The sequence below is a fragment of the Actinotignum urematis genome (assembly GCF_051264595.1).
In the GTDB taxonomy this organism is placed as follows: Bacteria; Actinomycetota; Actinomycetes; order Actinomycetales; family Actinomycetaceae; genus Actinotignum; species Actinotignum timonense_A.
Map to the genome: position 1 here is coordinate 53,059 of NZ_JBOZBG010000004.1, position 17,017 is coordinate 70,075.

Below are 17,017 nucleotides of genomic sequence, written 5' to 3' on the forward strand. Positions count from 1 at the left end.
CTGTGGAGCAAAATCGCGGGGGTACCGCTGCCGATCTGCAACGCACCCCCGCGTAAAATACTTTTTCTACCATCGGCACTCTGCCGCTGGGTTAGCTAAGCTAACTCGAGGCTGTCCCGTACCGCGGCCAGGAGCCGGCAGACGCGCGCCTGCGGCAGTGGCTCGGAGGAAAGCTGGTTTTCCACGTAGGAGAAGGAGATCCCGGTGCCCGGGTCCGCGAAGGAAAGGCAGCCGCCGCGCCCGTTGTGCCCGAAGCTGCCGCGGGAGAGCATGGGTTCGCGCTGGCTACCCAGCTGGAAGACCAGCCCGTAGCGGGAGGTCGAATCGCAGAGGACTTCGTCGAAGCCTTCGGCACGGGTGGCCGATACCGCGGTAATGAGCTCGGCATCGTAGCGCGCATAGCGCCCATCGCAGAACATCGCGTAGAGGGTTGCCAAGGAGAGCGCATCAGCATGCCCGTTAATAGAGGGCATTTCCGCATCGAGGAAATGCGGGTCGGTGATGGCCGAATCGGTATCCTTCGGGGATTGGTAGGCGTAGGAGGTTGTGGACTTCGGATCGGCCTGGGCCTGGCGCAGCGCCCCGCCCCAGCCCTGGGTGCGAGGCCCCCAGAAATGCTTGGCGATGCGCGACCGCTCAGATTCGGGGCAACCGATCCACACAGAAAGGTTGAGGGGCGCGCGGAAGTTTTCTTCCAGGTAGTGCTTCGGGGTGAGGCCAGAAACCCGCCGCACCAGCTCCCCGGCCAGATAGCCCATGGAGAGTGCGTGGTAGCCGTGTTTCGTTCCGGGCTCCCAGCGCGGGGCCTGTGCGGCGAGCTCGGACGTAATAAGATCCCAGTCGAAAAGCGCGCTCGCGGGCAGAATATGGTCAAAACCGGGCAGGCCGGCGGAGTGGCTGGCCAGCTGACTCACCCGAATATCTTCTTTGCCATTGGCGGCAAATTCGGGCCAATAGTCTGCTACCCGGGCATCCGGATCGATAAGCCCGCGTGCCACGCAATCCGCGAAGCAAATCCCGGTCAGGCCTTTCGTTTGGGAGAAAATAAGCTGCACCGCGTTATCCGGGTAGGGTATGCGCTCTGTGATCGGATCTTCAACGACGGCGCCATCGGCCACGCCGCCCCCGGTATTTGCACCGGCGGGCGGGTTCCAGCCCCCGTAAATATTGACCACGGGTTCGCCGTGCCAGAGGACCGCGATTTGCCCGCCGCGATCTTGGTTGGTGGCGATGGAGGCGGCGAAAGCGTCCACCACCCGTGCAAATTCCGGGGCGTAGGAGCCGTGAATGGAATCGCGCGCCTGCGTGAATGTTGTCATGGATTCCTCCTTGAGTGCGCCGAGGGTAGTGATTTTCCCTCGGCAAGGTCCATATACGGGTGCGCGGTGGCTAGCTGCTCACGCATCCGGGAAAAGTAATACTCCTGAAATTCCAGTGCTTCAATCCAGAGGCGTTGCGCGCTGCGGGTGGCGCAGTGGTAGTTACGTTCGCGCCCCAGGCGCGCCAGGTATCCGTCAATAAAATCGAGTTGCTCGGGCAGTGGCATGGCGTCCATATTGTGATACAGCAGGGTGTCGTGGATGCGGTAGACGCTGAAACGGTCCACGTTATCGCAGTCCCCGACCGATCGCGCGAGCACGCTGGCCTCCGCCGGATATTCGCGCTGGCCGCGATATTCGGGAGAATCTTCCGGATATTCACTGCGGCCATCGGTGTGCATAGCGATGCCCTGGCAGATCTCCGTGACCTCCGCTTCCGGCATGCCCAGGCTTTCCAAAAAGGGGCGCACGATTCGCGCGCCGGCCCGGCCGTGATCCACCGGCCGCGTGGAATCAAATTTCCCGATATCGTGCAGCAGGCAGGCAATTTCGAGGGTATCTACCGCGAGGCCTTCGGACATCGCGACTCCGCGCCCGATGGCCGCCACCCGCAAACAGTGTTCATAGCGATAGCGGCGGGCGCGCGGGCTGGCCGGGGCACCTTCCAGGTGCTGACGCAGGAACGCGAGGGCGGGGCGCAGATACGGATTCGTTGTCACGTTTCTATTGTGGCACGCCGTGCCAGCTCCCTTCCGTACTTAAGTGCTACGACGACGCCGTTTACGCACCCGGCGCGTCACTACCCGCGCCAGGTAAATCCCCACCGCGCCCAATTCCCAGAAAAGGGCTTTCGGGGTGGTGGAAGGCGCGAGGCTGGCCCCGCGCATGACCGGGGTAAATCCGAATTTCACCGCGAAGTACCGGGCGCGGGGCACGTGCTGCCAGGAGGTCACGATGACCGCGGCGATGGTGCCATCGGGCAGTAGCCCGGGAACCGGATCGTACCGGCGGAGCAGCGCTGCGCAGTCTCCCATATTTTCTTCGGTGGTGCGCGAGTGGCTTTCTGCCAAGATCGCGCTGCGCGGCACTCCACGAGAGGCAAGCCAGGAGGCCATGACCTGGGCTTCGCTGGGCACTCCGGGTGAGGCCCGCCCACCCGAGCAGATGAGGGCGGGGCGTGCCCCGCGCGAGTACGCGTAGCGATATTCAGCCAGGGCCCGTGCAAGGCGGCGTTTCAAACTACCGCTGGGTAGATACCCCAGGCGGGTGTGCACGATCCGGCCGCCCAGCACAATAATGACCGGAACGGCCGGATCGATGCCGGACATGGCCTAGTCCTGATCCCGGTAAGCACCCTGCCACACGGTGGCAAAGGGAGTATTAGCTTCTACGCGAGCCTTGATACCGGCGGTCACCATATCCTTGGCACGCTGCACGGCTTCGTGGATCTCCACACCCTTAGCCAGTTCCGCGGTGATGGCGGCGGCCAGGGTGCAGCCGGCACCCGATACGCGCTCTTCACCGATCTTCGGGGCGCGGTACACGGTGGCTTTCTCACCATCCCAGAGCACATCCACGGCATCCGGTCCCGGGAAATCAATCCCACCCTTGACCACCACGTACTTGGGGCCGAGCTCACCGATGCGCTTGGCAGCTTCGATGAGATCCTCCTCAGTTTCCAGCGTATCCAAGCCGGAGAGGGTACGAGCCTCAAAATTATTTGGGGTGGTGACGGTGGCGAAGGGAAGAATCTTAGTGCGCAGCGCATTATCGGTATCCAGTGCCTGGCCCGGTTCCTGACCCTTGCAGATGAGGACCGGATCCACCACCACATTGTCCCATTCCTGGGAAGCGAGCCCGGCGCGCACCGCCTCAATAGTATCCGGGTGGCCGAGCATGCCGACCTTCGCGGTGCGAATGTTCTGGGAGCGCAGCGCCGCTTCCATCTGGGCGCTAATCACTTCCGGAGGGACGGGCACGAAGCGATGGTTCCAGTTATTGTTCGGGTCGAAGGACACGATACACGTGAGCGTGCCCATGCCGTACACCCCGAGCTGCTGGAAGGTCTTCAAATCAACTTGGAATCCAGCACCGCCGGTAGCTTCAGACCCGGCGATGGTGTATGCAAAATACATTCCGCTCCTTTTCCTTACGGGTTCCTGGCACGGTGACGTTCACCTGATATTGCGCCCCAACCCACCGGGGCGTGACCTGCCTTTCACCACTTCTATGCTAGCGAAGGGCTACGCCATATTTATGGGGCGTTTTATGCGCTGGACATCAAAGTCTCGGCAATTAGCCCAGCTCAGCCGCTATTCCCCATTGCGGCGGAAGGTATCGGGGTGGCGCCCGGTACGCCCGGCTTCGAAACGATCCATATTGTCGATTTCCTCCGCTTCTTCTTTGAGAAGAGTGAAATCTAGGCAGGCCAGGTTTTCGGCCAGGTGCGCGGTGGAGGAGGCGCCGGGGAAGACGATCCTCCCGCGCGAAAGGTGCCAGAGCAATACCAATTGGGCAACGGTACATCCCTTAGCGGCCGCCAGCTCGGCAAGCACGGCGTCGTCGTTCACAGCGCCGCGCGCCAGCGGCGCCCACGCTTCCACGCGAATCCCGGCGGCGATGCAGTACTGCGTGACCTCGGCGTTCTGGAAATAGGGGTGCGCTTCGATTTGGTTGACGGCGGGCTGGATATGAGCGGCGAAACGCAGCGCCTCAAGATGGTGGCGCTCGAAATTGGACACGCCGATCGCGCGAGCGCGGCCGTCAGCCACGAATTCCTCCATGACCTGGTACGCCTCCACGTAATCTCCACTGAGCATGGGCCAGTGAATGAGGAACAGATCAACGTAATCGGTTCCGAGCTGCGCGAGTGAACGCGCGAAAGTCTCCCGCACGGCGCGCGGGGCGTGATTGGGGTTATCGAGTTTCGTGACGAGGAAAATATCCTCGCGATCCACGCCGGATTCCGCGATTGCCTGGCCGACCGCGGCTTCGTTGCCGTACATTTGCGCGGTGTCGATATGCCGGTAGCCCATGGCGAGCGCCTCGCGCACGGCCAGGCGCGCGGTGGCCTCGTCCATACGGTAGGTTCCGATTCCCAGTTGCGGAATCCAATGGCCGGAATTGAGGGGAAGGAGCGGGATTGTTGCCATGGCTCTATTCTTGCAGAAGGTACGACGGCGCAGCCGCACTCTGGCACCCGGCCAGCTACTCTAACATTGTTAGAGTAGCTTTAGAGTAGCTTCGGGAGACCCCGAGAAAACGTTGCTATGGCGCGGATTTCTACTCTCACACCGGACGTTAGAGTAGTTTAGAGTAGATGTGAGAGTAGCTTTATAGCAGCTCCCAGGTGGCGCGGGGATCGCGCGGGGATTTGCCATTCCAGCGGAGCACGCCGGCATCGCGCAGCAGGTTGAGGTGGCGGAGCACAGTTGGACGGGCAAGGTCCACAAGCTCGGTGATTTGCCCAGTTCCCAACGGCTGTTGGGCCAGGCGCAGGGCGTCGAGAATCGCGCGGCCGCTCGGCCCGATCTGCCGCATGATTTCCTCCGGAATCGCGTTGCTGGCCAGCAGGGTGAGGTGTACGGCCTCGGATAATTGCACGTAAAGCGGTTCGGCCAGCCCGGCCCGGCGGGTTTCTTCGAAAATACGCCGGATGCCTTCGCCCAGCTCCTGAGTGATACCCATATCGAAGAAAACTCGGGCAATACGCGGATTGCGGGCTTTGCGGCCAATTTTTTCCGGATGGGAAATATCAACCAGACCGGGAAAACGCCCGGGGCTGGTGAATTCTATACGGTTCGGAAAAATCTCCACTCGAATATGGTCGCCCGCGATGCCATAGGAACGGTGGACCACGGCATTGACCAGGCCTTCCAGCCATGCCTCACGCGGAATAATCGGCACATCGGCAAATGTGCCCGCATCTGTGAGCCGGCGGTGCCCCGGCAGGAATTCTTCAATAATGCGGCTGGCTTCCGTAATTTGCTGCGGGAGGGGGCCGCCTACGCGAATATCTTTCCCGGCTTCTACGTTCTGGAAACGCCCGGCACCGCGCTCATTATCGGAATATTTGACCACTCGCACGTAGGCGTTCGGAAAAACCTGCTGCGGATTTTTTGCGAAAAGAAGGTAGCCGGCTACCCGCAGTTGACCATCACGATCAATGAGGTCGCGGGCGCGTAGCGCATTGGTTCCCGAGGATGAGCTGAGGAGGGCGCGGTAAGCTTCCAATTGTTCTTCGTCGAGATCATCCAGCTCTCCGCCGGGAACGGGAGCGCCATCAAAGCCAACGAAACCACGATCCCACTCAAGTTCTTGGCGTTGCCGGAAAGTGAGTTTTCGTGTTTCGTCCCCAATCCGTTGGAAACAATCACCCTTATTAGTTTCGTGAACATCGCGGCTAGGAGGAACGCTTAGGAGCATTATCCGCCCGCCCTCGATAACTATGTCATCAATAACAATCCGGACCCGCGGATTGGTAAAGTCGATAGCCGCCTGCCGGATCGCATTTGCTGCTTTATCGGAAACCGGTGCCGGGGAGCCGTTATGAAGACCGACGGCGATAACGCCGCCCTCCGCATTCGCCATGCCGACAATATCCTCCGCAAGATCCTTGGGTTGGATGGATCCGCTTTTTCGTTCGTACCACTGGTCTTCTGGCAAACGAAGGAGCTCTTCCACGGCTTCATGAACCGGAAGAGTGAGAAGGCTTTCCACGCTACGCTGCAGCATGCATCTACTCTAACATTGTTAGAGTAGCTTTAGAGTAGCTTCGGGAGACCCCGAGAAAACGTTGCTATGGCGCGGATTTCTACTCTCACACCGGACGTTAGAGTAGTTTAGAGTAGATGTGAGAGTAGCTGTTATAGCTACCGGGAAGCCCCGAGCCACTCGCCCCGGCGCCTGGGCGGCTTACTCACAGCTCAGAGCGAATCTATGGCATTTTTAGCGGTCACCAAATCCGCGCCGGTGCGCTCGCGGTAGGCTTTGATGGCCTCAACCGTGCGCCCACTGGCAGCCAAAGCACGTTCTTCAGCGCTGACCCCGTAGTCAGCTGCGGCGTCGTCGCCCGAAACAGTGCCCAACCGCGCCCGCAACTGCGCAATAACAGCGTGCAGGCGTTTATTTTCCTTCCGTAAGCGCTCAATTTCCGTAGCCTGATCGAACCACTTACCCACAGTTCCTCCTTGAACGTGCGCCTTCGCATTAACCGTACGTATTTATTATTCTATCTTCTTGCCCGTTGCGGCCCCGCAGAAATGAGAGCTACCGTACAGCCGGCGAGAACTGCGCCTCGCTCAGGTAATCTTCACGGTATGAGCGCGGTTACCTATCGTTTTCAGGGCTACACAGTCATCGAGCACCGCATCCAGGTGCCCCTTGATTACTTTGGTGCGTTCACCGAGCTGCCCCCGGATGAAAATATCGCCCATGTTCCCGCTACTATCACGGTGTTTGCGCGGGAAATCGTGCGGGCCGGCCGCGAGGATGCGCCGCGATTGGTGTATCTGGAAGGCGGGCCGGGTCACGCGGCACCGCGCCCGGCGGGGCTGAGCGGCTGGCAGGACCTGCTACTCAACCACTATCGCCTCGTCCTGCTCGATGAACGCGGCACCGGCAATTCGTATCCGCTCGATTCCCTCACCATTACCGCGGCCGGCAGTCCCGCCGCCCAGGCCGCGCTGCTGTCCTGTTTCCGCCAGGACTCTATTGTGAACGACGCCGAACACCTGCGCCGCCACCTCCAAGGCGATGAACCGTGGAGTGTGCTGGGGCAAAGCTTCGGGGGTTTCGCCGCGGTTTCCTATCTTTCCTACGCACCCGCGGGGCTGCGTGAAGCCATGATCACCGGCGGGCTGCCCAGTCTGGACGAGGGCCCGCAAGCCGTGTACCGGCAGACTTTCCCGCGGCTGGCCGCCCGGCATCGCGCCTATTTCGAGCGCTACCCGGATGACGAGGATACCGCCTGGTATATCGCCACCCACCTTGCGGATGTGGAAGAAATTCTGCCTACCGGGGAGCGCCTCACCCCGGCGCGGTTCCGCCAGCTCGGCCAGCGCCTCGGCTTTACCCACGGCTTCGAGCAGCTCCACTACCTGCTTGAAGACCCGGTCTGGTCCTTCCGCGGGCAACGCCGGTTGCGTCCCGGTTTCCTTCAGCGCGTGGGCGAAGCGGTGTCCGCCGCGCGCGCCCCGCTCTATTTCGCGCTCCAGGAAGCGATCTATGCGCAATCCGGCACCGGCCCGCTGGCCTGGGCCGCGCACCGGGTCCGCGGGGAATTCCCCGAATTTGCTATTCCCGCGCTCGCGATGGGCGGGGTGGGAGAAACTGATCTGCGTAAAGAAGGCCACGGTTTCCGCTTCTCAGGGGAAAGTGTTTTCCCCTGGCAGTTCGAGCAGGATCCGGCGCTGCTCCCGCTGCGCGGCGCGGCTAATGAGCTGGCTTTCCGCACGTCCTGGCATGATCTGTATCGCCCGGATGTACTGGGTGGCAACCAGGTGCCGGTGGCGGCGTGGATTTTCCGTGAGGATATGTACGTGCCGGCCGATATTTCCCTGGAAACCGCGGGGCGGATCCGCGGCCTGACCGCGCTGGTGAGTGATGATTACCAGCACGATGCGCTGGGTCGTGATCCGCATACCGTGATCAGTGCGCTGCTCGAGGCGGTGCACCGGGCGCGGTAAACGGTAGCTCAGCGGCCCCGGCCGCTCACGCCGCGCCACCGCGGTAGGCCCCGGCCGCTACTCGGTTATCCCCACCCCGCCGGTTTCCCGATTCATCCGAATCGCAAAAGCACGTGCTTCGTCCAGGTCGATGCCGTCGAGGAGGTGGGCGCGGGCTGCGGCGTCGTCCTCAGCGCGCAAGCGCGGCACCGAGCGCTTGATGCCGTTCTTCCCCACGAAATCGCGGTAAAAATCGCGGATGATGTCCATATCTGCCTCGACGTCGCCGGAAAGGTAGAGGTGCTTCCACCACCCGTATGTTTTAGTGCGCGAATCAATGAAGCCGAGGGTGATGGGCAGGCGTCCGGCCAGGCCCATACGGTAGAAACCGGATTTCCAGTACTGAACGTCCTTCCGGGTGCCTTCCGGGGCGAGCGCCACGCAGAATTCTTGGCTGCGTTCGGCCTGTTCGAGCAGCGAGCCCACGATTCCGCTGGGATGCTTGCGATCCACCGAAATTCCACCGACGGCACGTACCACCGCACCCAGCACCGGGGCCTGCACGAGCGAATTTTTGACCAGGAATTTCATGGAGCGCCCGTAACTCCAAAACGCGACAATATCGTAAATGCCATCCCAATTGGAGGAATGCGGGGCGCCGATGAGGATTGTTTTCGGCGCGAGGGGTTCGTGCACAAACGTCCAACGGGAGCAGGCGCGGAAAATGCGTGCGGCGGCGCTACGGAATGCCATGGGGGTCCTTTCGCGGAGGGTGGCGTCTGGCCGGTATTGTACCCGCTTCTTGCGCAGGGCTTTTAAGTACGACGACGCAGCGCCGGCCAGGTGCCGAGCCTAGATAAAGAAACGGAATTCAGGCGAGCCGGGTTCGACCTTGTGAATATCAATTCCGGAGCGATCCATGCGATCCAGCAGGTCAGCGAGGTTTTCCGGGTGTTGGATATCGATACCGACCAGCGCCGGGCCGGTTTCGCGATTGGTTTTCTTCGTGTATTCGAAGTACACGATGTCTTCGTCGGCCACGAGCACGCGGTCGAGGAATTCCTTGAGCGCCCCGGGTTTCTGGGCGAAGGTCACGAGGAAGTAGTGGCGCAGCCCTTCGTAGACCATCGACCGTTCCAAAATATCGGCGTAGCGGGACACGTCATTATTTCCACCTGAAATCACCGCGATGAGCGGGCGCGGCGTGGCGGCGGGATCTGCGCCACTGCCGGAGATAGCGGCGTCGTTCCCGTTTGCTGTTCCGGCACCCGCGCTGGAGCCCGCGTCGCCGGTACTAGAGCACGCGCCGCCGGTACTAGCGCCCACGCGGGTTTCGACCAGGGTGTTCAGGCGCCCTACCGCGGCCGGGGCGAGTGCGCCGGAAGGTTCGGCAATAATCCCCTCCACCTGGTAGAGCTCGAGCATTTCGGTGCACAGCGCGCCTTCGGGAACGGTGATAAAGCCGTCCACCAGATCGCGCGCCGCGGCGTAGGTGAGGTCTCCCACGCGCGCCACTGCGGTGCCGTCCGCGAAATTATCGACAGACTCCAAGGTGACCGGCCCGCCCGCGGCCAGAGCGGCCTGCATGGAGGCGGCACCGGTGGGTTCCACCCCGATGACGCGGGTCTGCGGGTGCGTGTTTTTCACCCAGATCGCGGTGCCGGCCAGCAGCCCACCGCCGCCCACCGGCACCAGTACCGCTTCGGGTTCCTGTCCGCTTTGCTCCACACACTGCTCAAAAGCTTCGGCGATGACAGTGCCCTGCCCGGCGATAATCGGGGCGGCGTCGAAGGGATGCACGAAGGTTGCACCGTGCGCAGAGGCGTAAGCCAGGGCGGCGCCGGCTGCGGCGTCGAACGTAGGTCCGCCAATAATCTGTTCCACCCAGGCGCCCCCGATATCGCGGATGCGTTCGCGTTTTTGGCGCGGCGTGGTGGCGGGCAGGAAAATTTTGCCGTGAATCTGCAGGTGGTTGCAGGCGTACGCCACTCCCTGCGCGTGATTGCCGGCGGAGGCGCATACCACCCCGGCGGCGCGTTCCTTCTCCCCGAGCGCGTGAATCGCGTTGTATGCTCCGCGCACTTTATAGCTGCGCCCAACCTGCGTATCTTCGCGTTTGAGGTAAACGGGCCGGCCAAGGGTGGCGGAGAGGCGCTCTGATAGCTGCAGCGGGGTGCGGCGCACCGTGCCCGCGAGGGTGCGGGCGGCTGCGGCGATGAGCTCGGGTGAAGGTAATTGAGTCATCCTCCTATTGTGCCGGGATGCGGGTGCGATGGCGTGGCTGTTTCACCACGTGGGTGCGCGCGTCTACGATGGAAGCATGATGGAACCCGGCCACGGCCCCGGCGTCGACGCGGATGCCGATTTCGAATTCGAACGTAAATTCCTGGTGCGTGAGCTCCCCGACGACGTCGCCGAGCACGCTTCCACCCAGGTCATCATCCAGGCATACACCTTCGCGCAAGACGGCTACGCGGTGCGGGTGCGGGTGCGTTTCCCCGATGCGTTCGTGCCCTTTGATGAGTTCGACGACGCAGCCGACTTCCGCGGTGGTTACGAACGCCGTGCGCTCGCGCGGATGCTGGGAGCGGGATGCCCGGCGAGCGCCTCGGTGGCGGTGAAATCCCCGGTGGTGAGCGCGGAACGCTACGAGAAGGAAATGGAAATTGATACCGATGTGGCCGTGCAGATTCTGCGGCGCTCGGTGGACCTGGTCCTCAAGAATCGTTTCTCCCTGTGGATTGATGAGGACGGGTGGGAATTCGATGCTTTTGGAGGGCAAAACGCGGGGCTCATTATTGCGGAAGTGGAGCGGCGCGCGCCGGTGGTGGATCTGAAAATTCCGGATTTTTGCGCCACCGAAGTTTCGGACGATCTGCGTTTCACCAATGACCATCTTTCCAAGGACCCGTGGATGCAATGGGGCGCGGCCTATATGGAGGAGTTGGATGCGCGCGGGCCGCATTTCCTGGATTTGCACGCGCCGCAGCAGCGCGAGCCCGAGGGGGAAGAGGCCTGAACTGGCGCTGTTGCCGAGAGACGCACTCAGGTAGCTTGCAGATTTACCTGGGAGATGGCGGAATAAGGCGCTCCTAAAAGCTCCCCAGGGCATCAATATGCTGAATTTAAATTAATCACCATTAAATGTGAGTAATGGCACGGCGCTTGGTGTCGCGATAATCGCAAGTATTGTTGCGCATGCGTTTAGACTTATACAAGTACTCACTCGTTGTTACATTAACGGACCTGTGTCGCCATTTCGGCGTGCACACCACGGCATGTGTATCACTCAACCTGAGGTGAGCGGGTTGCTTGATCCCGCCGTTGAGGGGCGGCGTGCAAACGCCGCCCCTCTTTATTTTCAAGGTGGCTGGGTCTGTTAGGAAATTAGGCTGATAGATAAAAGTGGGTCTTGTGCCGGCGTGTCATCGTCTTGGATTGCCTCCTAAATTAATACGGTTGTAGTACGATTCTTACTACAACCGCTGTAGGAGGTGAGAGGGTGCTGAGAAGCTTTACTGTCAAGAATTTTGCATCGTTTAGGGATGAGGCAACGCTAGATTTACAAGCCACCAGAGAGCGGCAGCATTCAGAAACGCTGATGCATTTTCAACGTGCCCGGTGGCTTCCGCTCACCACGATTTTCGGCCCTAACGCCTCGGGGAAATCGGCCTTAGTTCGCGCTTTCAAGGCGCTCCGCGGGCTTATTTCGGTTCGGCAGGATACCCGCGAACCGCTCACCCCACATGCTTTTGGGGAGCATGCCAAGCTGCCGTGTGAATTTACGATTGAATACTCAGTGTCGGTGGATGGTCGTGAGAAAATCGCGCGGTATTACGTGGCGGCAACGAATGCACGTGTGGTAAAAGAGTCCCTTCATCAGGTTCTTTTCGATGGCAGCTTCGATCTGGTTTTTGAACGGAACAACCCGCAGGGATCCCCCGCGTCTTTCGTTACCTTTGGGGAGAAGTATTCCGGGGATGACGTACTGCTTTCCTTCGGGAAAACCGTGTATCAGAGTACGTCGCTCCTAGGAGTGATTGGGCGTGACGACCGCGCACCGGCTTTCATTCAGGCGGCTTTCCGGTGGTTCTTCGATACTTTGCAGATCGTCGAACCGGATTCCCAGTACATACCACTACTCGGTAATCTTGACAGCGATTCCACCTTCCGTGGAGCTATTTCTGCGGTACTTTCTCAAAGTGATACCGGAATTCAATCGCTCTTTACGCAGGAAGTGGATCTATCTCGGGTTCCTTTCACGCCGAAAGAGCTCATGGAGATTATGGAGATCGCCGCTGGCGGTAGGGATGTTCTTGCTTCGGCCTATAAAGAGCGGTATCTCTTTACGTAGAAAGAAGACTCACCGGAAGAGATGACGGTGAGGGCTCTAAAAACTCTGCATGCTGAGGGCGTCACTTTCGAAATTCTCGAGGAGTCGGACGGCACCCAGAGGTTCATTGACCTCCTCCCGATGCTTCTTGATTTGCAGACACCGGGCGTTCGCCGTGTTTATGTGGTGGATGAGTTGGAACGCTCGCTTCACCCCGCGTTGACCCGGCTTTTGGTGGAACGCTATTTGGAGGGGTGCTCCAAGGATACGCACACGCAGCTGATTTTTACGACGCATGAAACGGAGCTACTCGATCAGGAATTGATTCGCCGGGATGAGGTGTGGTTGACGGAAAAGGTCGATGGCGCAGGCCAAGCATCTGAGCTTGTGGCGCTTTCTGACTATGCGCCGCAGGAGCTGCGCAAGGGGATGTCTTTGCGGGATGTCTACCTGAGTGGCCGCGTCGGAGCGCTTCCTAGAAAGATTTAGGAGCAGAAGATGGCGCGGAGACGAAACGAGCGGCCTGTCCGCAAACACCGTAAGCGAGTTGTCGTCGCCTCTGAGGGTGCTACCGAGATCCTCGCTTGCTAGCACCTAAATTCGACACATGCAAAGCGTCTTGTGAATTTGCGGGTGGGGCCTTCACGGGAGAATATAGTCCATCAACATGTTCATTGAGGCTCTTGGTGATATGGGAGTACATTGGATCAAGAATGAAGTCAATTCCGCTGCGCCGAGCGTATTTTGCCGCGGGAACAAAATCGCTATCGCCGGCGATCATGACAATCTGATTAACGAGACCGCGATTTGCTATATCGGCGATATCTATTCCTAGGCGAAGATCAACCCCTTTCTGCGTAATCTCAAGAGTTAGATCACTTTCTTGTATCTCGTCGACGCTCATGGTTCCGGCGCAGAGTTTCTTCAATTTATCGGGGTGAAGCCGATATCCTCCTCCGGTGGAGAGTTCTTCGCCTCTTCGCAAAGCTACTTTTCGTTTAGATGCAAGTTCTTCGAAGAACCTTTCACTCCATCTATATTGCTCGGTCTTGCCAAGATTTATCGTTTTTCTGAGCAGCGGGTGGAAAACTGTCTTAGTGGAGGGTGGGCAGTCGTAATAGAAGATCCGGTACAAGTTCGAGTGGTTATGCGCGATGTGGCGCATACAGTATGTAAATAGTTCTACCGCACGTTGTTCAGGAGTCTTATCACCGAAGAGGTCGTAGGCTTGATGCCTGTAGAAGCCGCCATCAACCATGATCGCGGTTAGGGTTTCCCGACCTACTCGATCATTCGGGAAAGTCTTTCGCGGGTTCGCCATACTGGTCACCTCCCGGATAAGGGAAGTTCCGCCGCTGGCTTCCCTTGGGCTACACAGCGGCGGAACTGCATGATCTATAAGGGGTAAGAACCCCTAAGGTCTAATCATCGGCACTCTCCGGATAGTGGAGGGTCAACGTTTAGACCAGATGGAAAAAGCGTAGCATGTAGATGGAGATGAATCCAGTAATTGAGGGGATCTGAACTATTTTCGAAATCGTGAAAAATCAGCGTCACTTTACGTGATATTTTTCCGCAGGCGAGCGCCCCGGCTCGTGGTTGTTACCGCGAGCTTATAGCGATCAGCACGCGCGATAATGACAGAAAGTTCGAATACCCGCCCCTGCGAATCGATGGAATGGCGGAGAATTCTCAAGGCCGGGGAACCAGCGGGCACTTGAAGTTGCTTGGCTTGGACGGCGTTCAGTGTCGTCGCCTCATACACCTCGTCCGCACGTTCCGGAAGCGTTCCAGAGTGGCGCGAAATCGCGGAATAGAGCGAATGCTCCAGCTCTTCTTCACTCAATTCCGGGCAGAGCTCCACCGGAATATAGGCAGTGGTGAGGAGTAGCGGCATATCATCGGCCAAGCGCACACGTTCGATTTGCCAAACCGCGTTGCTCTCCCGCAATTCGAGCAGCTCGCTGACCCAGTCGGGTGCTTCCACTTGCTGGAAACTCACCACGTGGGACGACGGCGCCTTACCGAAGCCCGCCATCTCAGCGGAAAAATTGAGGGCGGTATCTAAGCCGGGCCTATCGTTACCCTTGGATACGAACGTCCCCTTACCGCGTTTGCGGATCACGCGCCCCGATTTCACCAAACCTTCGAAGCATTTACGTACCGTGGCCCGTGAAAGTCCAAAGGACTCGCATAGTGATTGCTCGGTCGGCAACGCGGTTCCCTCGGTGAGGAACCCGGTGGCGATCAGCTGCACGATCCGTTCCTGTAATTGTCGGTACAGCGGGTGATCGGACTCGGTATTCAGCGGCTGGCTGGCGATGGCAGTGAGGGTATCCAACGGTCTCCTAGCTTTGTACGGTACAAAGCTAACATTACCGCGAATTTCGTAGACAGGCGATGCTTTCGGGGTTATTTTAAAACATAAAAGTACGGTACGTATAGAACAATGCAGTTCAATACGTGTTACTACTGAAAGGAAAATAGTGATTCCCGCACGCAAAGCCGTAGATATGACTCAGGCTGAATTGGCACGCTACATTGATCAGTCCGTGCTCAAGCCCGAATTCACCGATGATGATATTCGCAAATACACCCAGGAAGGCATTGATTTCGGGTGCAAGACGATCTGCATTAACCCGGCGTCCCTCCCGATTGTGGCTCCCATGGTCGAGGGAACCGATACCGGCCTGTGCGTGGTGGCGGACTTCCCTTTCGGGCTCGCCACAACTGAGGCGAAGGAAATGCTCACCGAGCATTACTGCTCGAAGTGGGATATTGAGGATCTGGATATTGTTGCCAATTACGGCTGGCTGCGCACCGGCCGTCTCGATGATGTTGTCAAGGATCTTGAACCCGTCGTCGCCGCGGCCCATAAGTGGAATACCAAGGTCAAGGTCATTATCGAAACGGATTCCCTGAATTTGGACCAGGTTGCGGAGGGAACGAAGGCGGCAATCCTCGCGGGTGCTGACTTCATTAAGACCTCCACCGGGTTCTTCACCGGCGCTGAAAACAAGGGCGCGACGGTGGAAGTCGTGAAAACCATGATCGAGGCCGCTGAGGGCAAGATCGCTGTGAAGGGTTCGGGATGCATTCGCACTCGCGAGCATTTCCTCGAGCTCATTGATCTTGGTATTGATCGCATGGGCGTTGGTTATCGCTCCACGCCGGTTGTTCTTGGTATTAACCCGCCGGCGGGTAAATAGATATGACAGCTCGACAAGGGAAGAAAAGTGACTCATGTAAGTACCACTCGTTTCCCTGAAGATTTCCTATGGGGAGGGGCCACGTCTGCTAGCCAGTGCGAAGGCGGCTGGAATGAGGACGGGCGTGGCCCCTCAATCGGGGATCATCTGAGTGTAGGAAGTAGAACAACGAAGCGGGAGTTTTCCCTCTCGCTTGATCCGCACAAGCATTATCCGAGCCATGTTGCGGCGGATCACTACCACCACTGGCGTGAAGATATTGCCCTCCTGGCCGAGATGGGATTTAACGTTTACCGTTTCTCCATTAGCTGGACGCGTATCTTCCCCCGGGGTGATGAAGAAACTCCCAATCAGGCAGGTTTAGATTTCTACCGCGCGCTGATTGACGAATGTATTGCGCGTGGAATGACCCCGATGGTCACGATCACGCAGTACGAACCGCCGCTGTATTTAGCGCAAAAATACGGAGGTTGGTCGAACCGGAAAACCATCGATTTTTATCTGAAGTTCTGCGAAACGATCATGCGTGAGTTTCGTGGAAAAGTGCGGTACTGGATTCCATTCGTCGAGGTGAATCTGACCCTGACCGCTTTTGGTGAGGCCACTTCGGCCGGAATCCTGCCGCCGGAGGGGCCGTTCCCGCGGGAAACGAATTCTCCCGAGCGTCTCCAGGCCCGATATCAGGCTATGCACCATATTTTCGTTGCCAACGCGAAAGTGGTGAAGCTTGCGTGGCAGATCGACCCGGAGAACCACGTGGGATGCATGCTTGCCGGCCCGGCGAGCTATCCCCTGACCTGCTCACCGGAAGATAATCTCGCGAATCTACAGTCCCTTCAGCGCGAGTGCTGGTTCTGTTCGGACGTGGCCGTGCGTGGGGAGTACCCCGGTTATATGAAACGCCATATGGTCGAGGAGGGTATTTCCATCACGATGGAGCCCGAGGACGCCGATCTGCTGCGTGCGGGAACTGTTGATTTTATTGGTTTCTCTTATTATTCCTCGAGCTGCATCAGCGCCGAAGGGCATGGCGGGGTTGAGGGTAATAATCTTGCTGGCGTTCCCAACCCGTATCTCAAGAAAAGCGAGTGGGGCTGGCTGGTGGATCCGATTGGGATCCGGATTGCCTGCAACCTGGTCTGGGATCGCTACCAACTTCCGATGTACATCGTTGAAAATGGGCTCGGCGCCGTCGACGTTGTGACAGAAGACGGGCGCATCGAAGACGATTACCGCATCGAATACCTGCGTGCACATATCGAGCAACTCAAAGAAGCGCTTGCCGATGGTGTGGACCTGCGCGGGTATATGACGTGGGGGTGCATTGATCTTATTGCTGAATCAACGGGGCAAATGAGTAAACGGTACGGCTTTGTTCACGTGGATTTCGACGACGCAGGCCACGGGAGCGGGAAACGGACTCGGAAGAAGAGCTTTTTCTGGTACCGCGATGTGATCCGCAGTCGCGGAGAAAATTTATAACACAAGAAA

At 58.9% G+C, this 17,017-nt stretch carries 17 protein-coding genes; 6 read left to right on the forward strand and 11 right to left on the reverse strand.

All coding sequences use genetic code 11. The features are described 5' to 3' along the window. Window positions 1-95: 95 nt before the first annotated feature. The 7 genes from ACRQDJ_RS03475 to ACRQDJ_RS03505 all read right to left on the reverse strand — a co-directional run bounded on the left by ACRQDJ_RS03475 (window position 96) and on the right by ACRQDJ_RS03505 (window position 6,499). On the reverse strand, window positions 96-1,319 hold the full coding sequence (locus ACRQDJ_RS03475; protein ID WP_320757413.1) for a serine hydrolase domain-containing protein: 1,224 nt from the start codon (window positions 1,317-1,319) through the stop codon (window positions 96-98). After that, complete coding sequence (locus tag ACRQDJ_RS03480) at window positions 1,316-2,038, reverse strand: HD domain-containing protein (RefSeq protein ID WP_320757414.1); 723 nt, start codon at window positions 2,036-2,038, stop codon at window positions 1,316-1,318. The genes ACRQDJ_RS03475 and ACRQDJ_RS03480 overlap by 4 nt, the downstream gene beginning before the upstream one ends. Before the next feature lie 39 nt (window positions 2,039-2,077). Then, window positions 2,078-2,647 (reverse strand): YdcF family protein, encoded by a 570-nt coding sequence (locus ACRQDJ_RS03485; RefSeq protein WP_435717781.1) that lies wholly within the window; start codon window positions 2,645-2,647, stop codon window positions 2,078-2,080. Between the two features lie 3 nt (window positions 2,648-2,650). Next, window positions 2,651-3,454: a bifunctional hydroxymethylpyrimidine kinase/phosphomethylpyrimidine kinase gene (thiD, locus tag ACRQDJ_RS03490; protein ID WP_284901747.1), complete on the reverse strand. Its 804-nt coding sequence runs from the start codon at window positions 3,452-3,454 to the stop codon at window positions 2,651-2,653. A gap of 177 nt (window positions 3,455-3,631) precedes the next feature. Further along, the gene (locus tag ACRQDJ_RS03495; protein ID WP_320757416.1) at window positions 3,632-4,471 is read right to left on the reverse strand and encodes an aldo/keto reductase; all 840 of its coding nucleotides are present in this window, start codon (window positions 4,469-4,471) and stop codon (window positions 3,632-3,634) included. A 181-nt stretch (window positions 4,472-4,652) separates the two neighbouring features. Beyond that, window positions 4,653-6,053 (reverse strand): ATP-binding protein, encoded by a 1,401-nt coding sequence (locus ACRQDJ_RS03500; RefSeq protein WP_320757417.1) that lies wholly within the window; start codon window positions 6,051-6,053, stop codon window positions 4,653-4,655. Window positions 6,054-6,244: 191 nt separating this feature from the next. Continuing rightward, on the reverse strand, window positions 6,245-6,499 hold the full coding sequence (locus ACRQDJ_RS03505; protein WP_320757418.1) for a 50S ribosomal protein L7/L12: 255 nt from the start codon (window positions 6,497-6,499) through the stop codon (window positions 6,245-6,247). 138 nt (window positions 6,500-6,637) lie between these two features. Between ACRQDJ_RS03505 and ACRQDJ_RS03510 the strand changes: the two genes are divergently transcribed. Beyond that, on the forward strand, window positions 6,638-8,005 hold the full coding sequence (locus ACRQDJ_RS03510; RefSeq protein WP_284901156.1) for an alpha/beta fold hydrolase: 1,368 nt from the start codon (window positions 6,638-6,640) through the stop codon (window positions 8,003-8,005). Window positions 8,006-8,062: 57 nt separating this feature from the next. On the opposite strand, the gene ACRQDJ_RS03515 is transcribed toward ACRQDJ_RS03510, so the two are convergent. Then, window positions 8,063-8,737 carry a 1-acyl-sn-glycerol-3-phosphate acyltransferase gene (locus tag ACRQDJ_RS03515; RefSeq protein WP_320757419.1) on the reverse strand — a complete coding sequence of 225 codons (675 nt, stop codon included), beginning with the start codon at window positions 8,735-8,737 and terminating at the stop codon, window positions 8,063-8,065. Between the two features lie 99 nt (window positions 8,738-8,836). After that, window positions 8,837-10,228 (reverse strand): pyridoxal-phosphate dependent enzyme, encoded by a 1,392-nt coding sequence (locus tag ACRQDJ_RS03520; protein WP_320757420.1) that lies wholly within the window; start codon window positions 10,226-10,228, stop codon window positions 8,837-8,839. 76 nt (window positions 10,229-10,304) lie between these two features. On the opposite strand from ACRQDJ_RS03520, the gene ACRQDJ_RS03525 reads away from it, so the two are divergent. The 3 genes from ACRQDJ_RS03525 (at window position 10,305) to ACRQDJ_RS03535 (ending at window position 12,806) form a co-directional block, all read left to right on the forward strand. Next, the gene (locus ACRQDJ_RS03525; protein ID WP_320757421.1) at window positions 10,305-11,003 is read left to right on the forward strand and encodes a CYTH domain-containing protein; all 699 of its coding nucleotides are present in this window, start codon (window positions 10,305-10,307) and stop codon (window positions 11,001-11,003) included. A gap of 483 nt (window positions 11,004-11,486) precedes the next feature. Beyond that, a complete protein-coding gene (locus ACRQDJ_RS03530; protein WP_435717782.1) occupies window positions 11,487-12,338 on the forward strand; it encodes an AAA family ATPase in 852 nt (283 codons plus the stop codon). 21 nt (window positions 12,339-12,359) lie between these two features. Then, window positions 12,360-12,806, forward strand: a complete 447-nt coding sequence (locus ACRQDJ_RS03535; RefSeq protein ID WP_435717783.1) for an AAA family ATPase — start codon at window positions 12,360-12,362, stop codon at window positions 12,804-12,806. Between the two features lie 79 nt (window positions 12,807-12,885). Here the strand turns inward: ACRQDJ_RS03535 and ACRQDJ_RS03540 are convergent, their stop codons facing one another. Together ACRQDJ_RS03540 and ACRQDJ_RS03545 are read right to left on the reverse strand one after the other, a co-directional pair. Further along, window positions 12,886-13,638, reverse strand: a complete 753-nt coding sequence (locus ACRQDJ_RS03540; RefSeq protein WP_320757423.1) for an NYN domain-containing protein — start codon at window positions 13,636-13,638, stop codon at window positions 12,886-12,888. Window positions 13,639-13,875: 237 nt separating this feature from the next. Further along, window positions 13,876-14,658 carry a GntR family transcriptional regulator gene (locus ACRQDJ_RS03545; RefSeq protein ID WP_320757424.1) on the reverse strand — a complete coding sequence of 261 codons (783 nt, stop codon included), beginning with the start codon at window positions 14,656-14,658 and terminating at the stop codon, window positions 13,876-13,878. Between the two features lie 172 nt (window positions 14,659-14,830). Between ACRQDJ_RS03545 and deoC the strand changes: the two genes are divergently transcribed. Continuing rightward, window positions 14,831-15,526, forward strand: coding sequence for a deoxyribose-phosphate aldolase (gene deoC / locus ACRQDJ_RS03550; RefSeq protein ID WP_435717784.1), 696 nt, complete (start codon window positions 14,831-14,833; stop codon window positions 15,524-15,526). A gap of 27 nt (window positions 15,527-15,553) precedes the next feature. After that, window positions 15,554-17,008 (forward strand): glycoside hydrolase family 1 protein, encoded by a 1,455-nt coding sequence (locus ACRQDJ_RS03555; protein ID WP_284903980.1) that lies wholly within the window; start codon window positions 15,554-15,556, stop codon window positions 17,006-17,008. Window positions 17,009-17,017 lie beyond the last annotated feature (9 nt).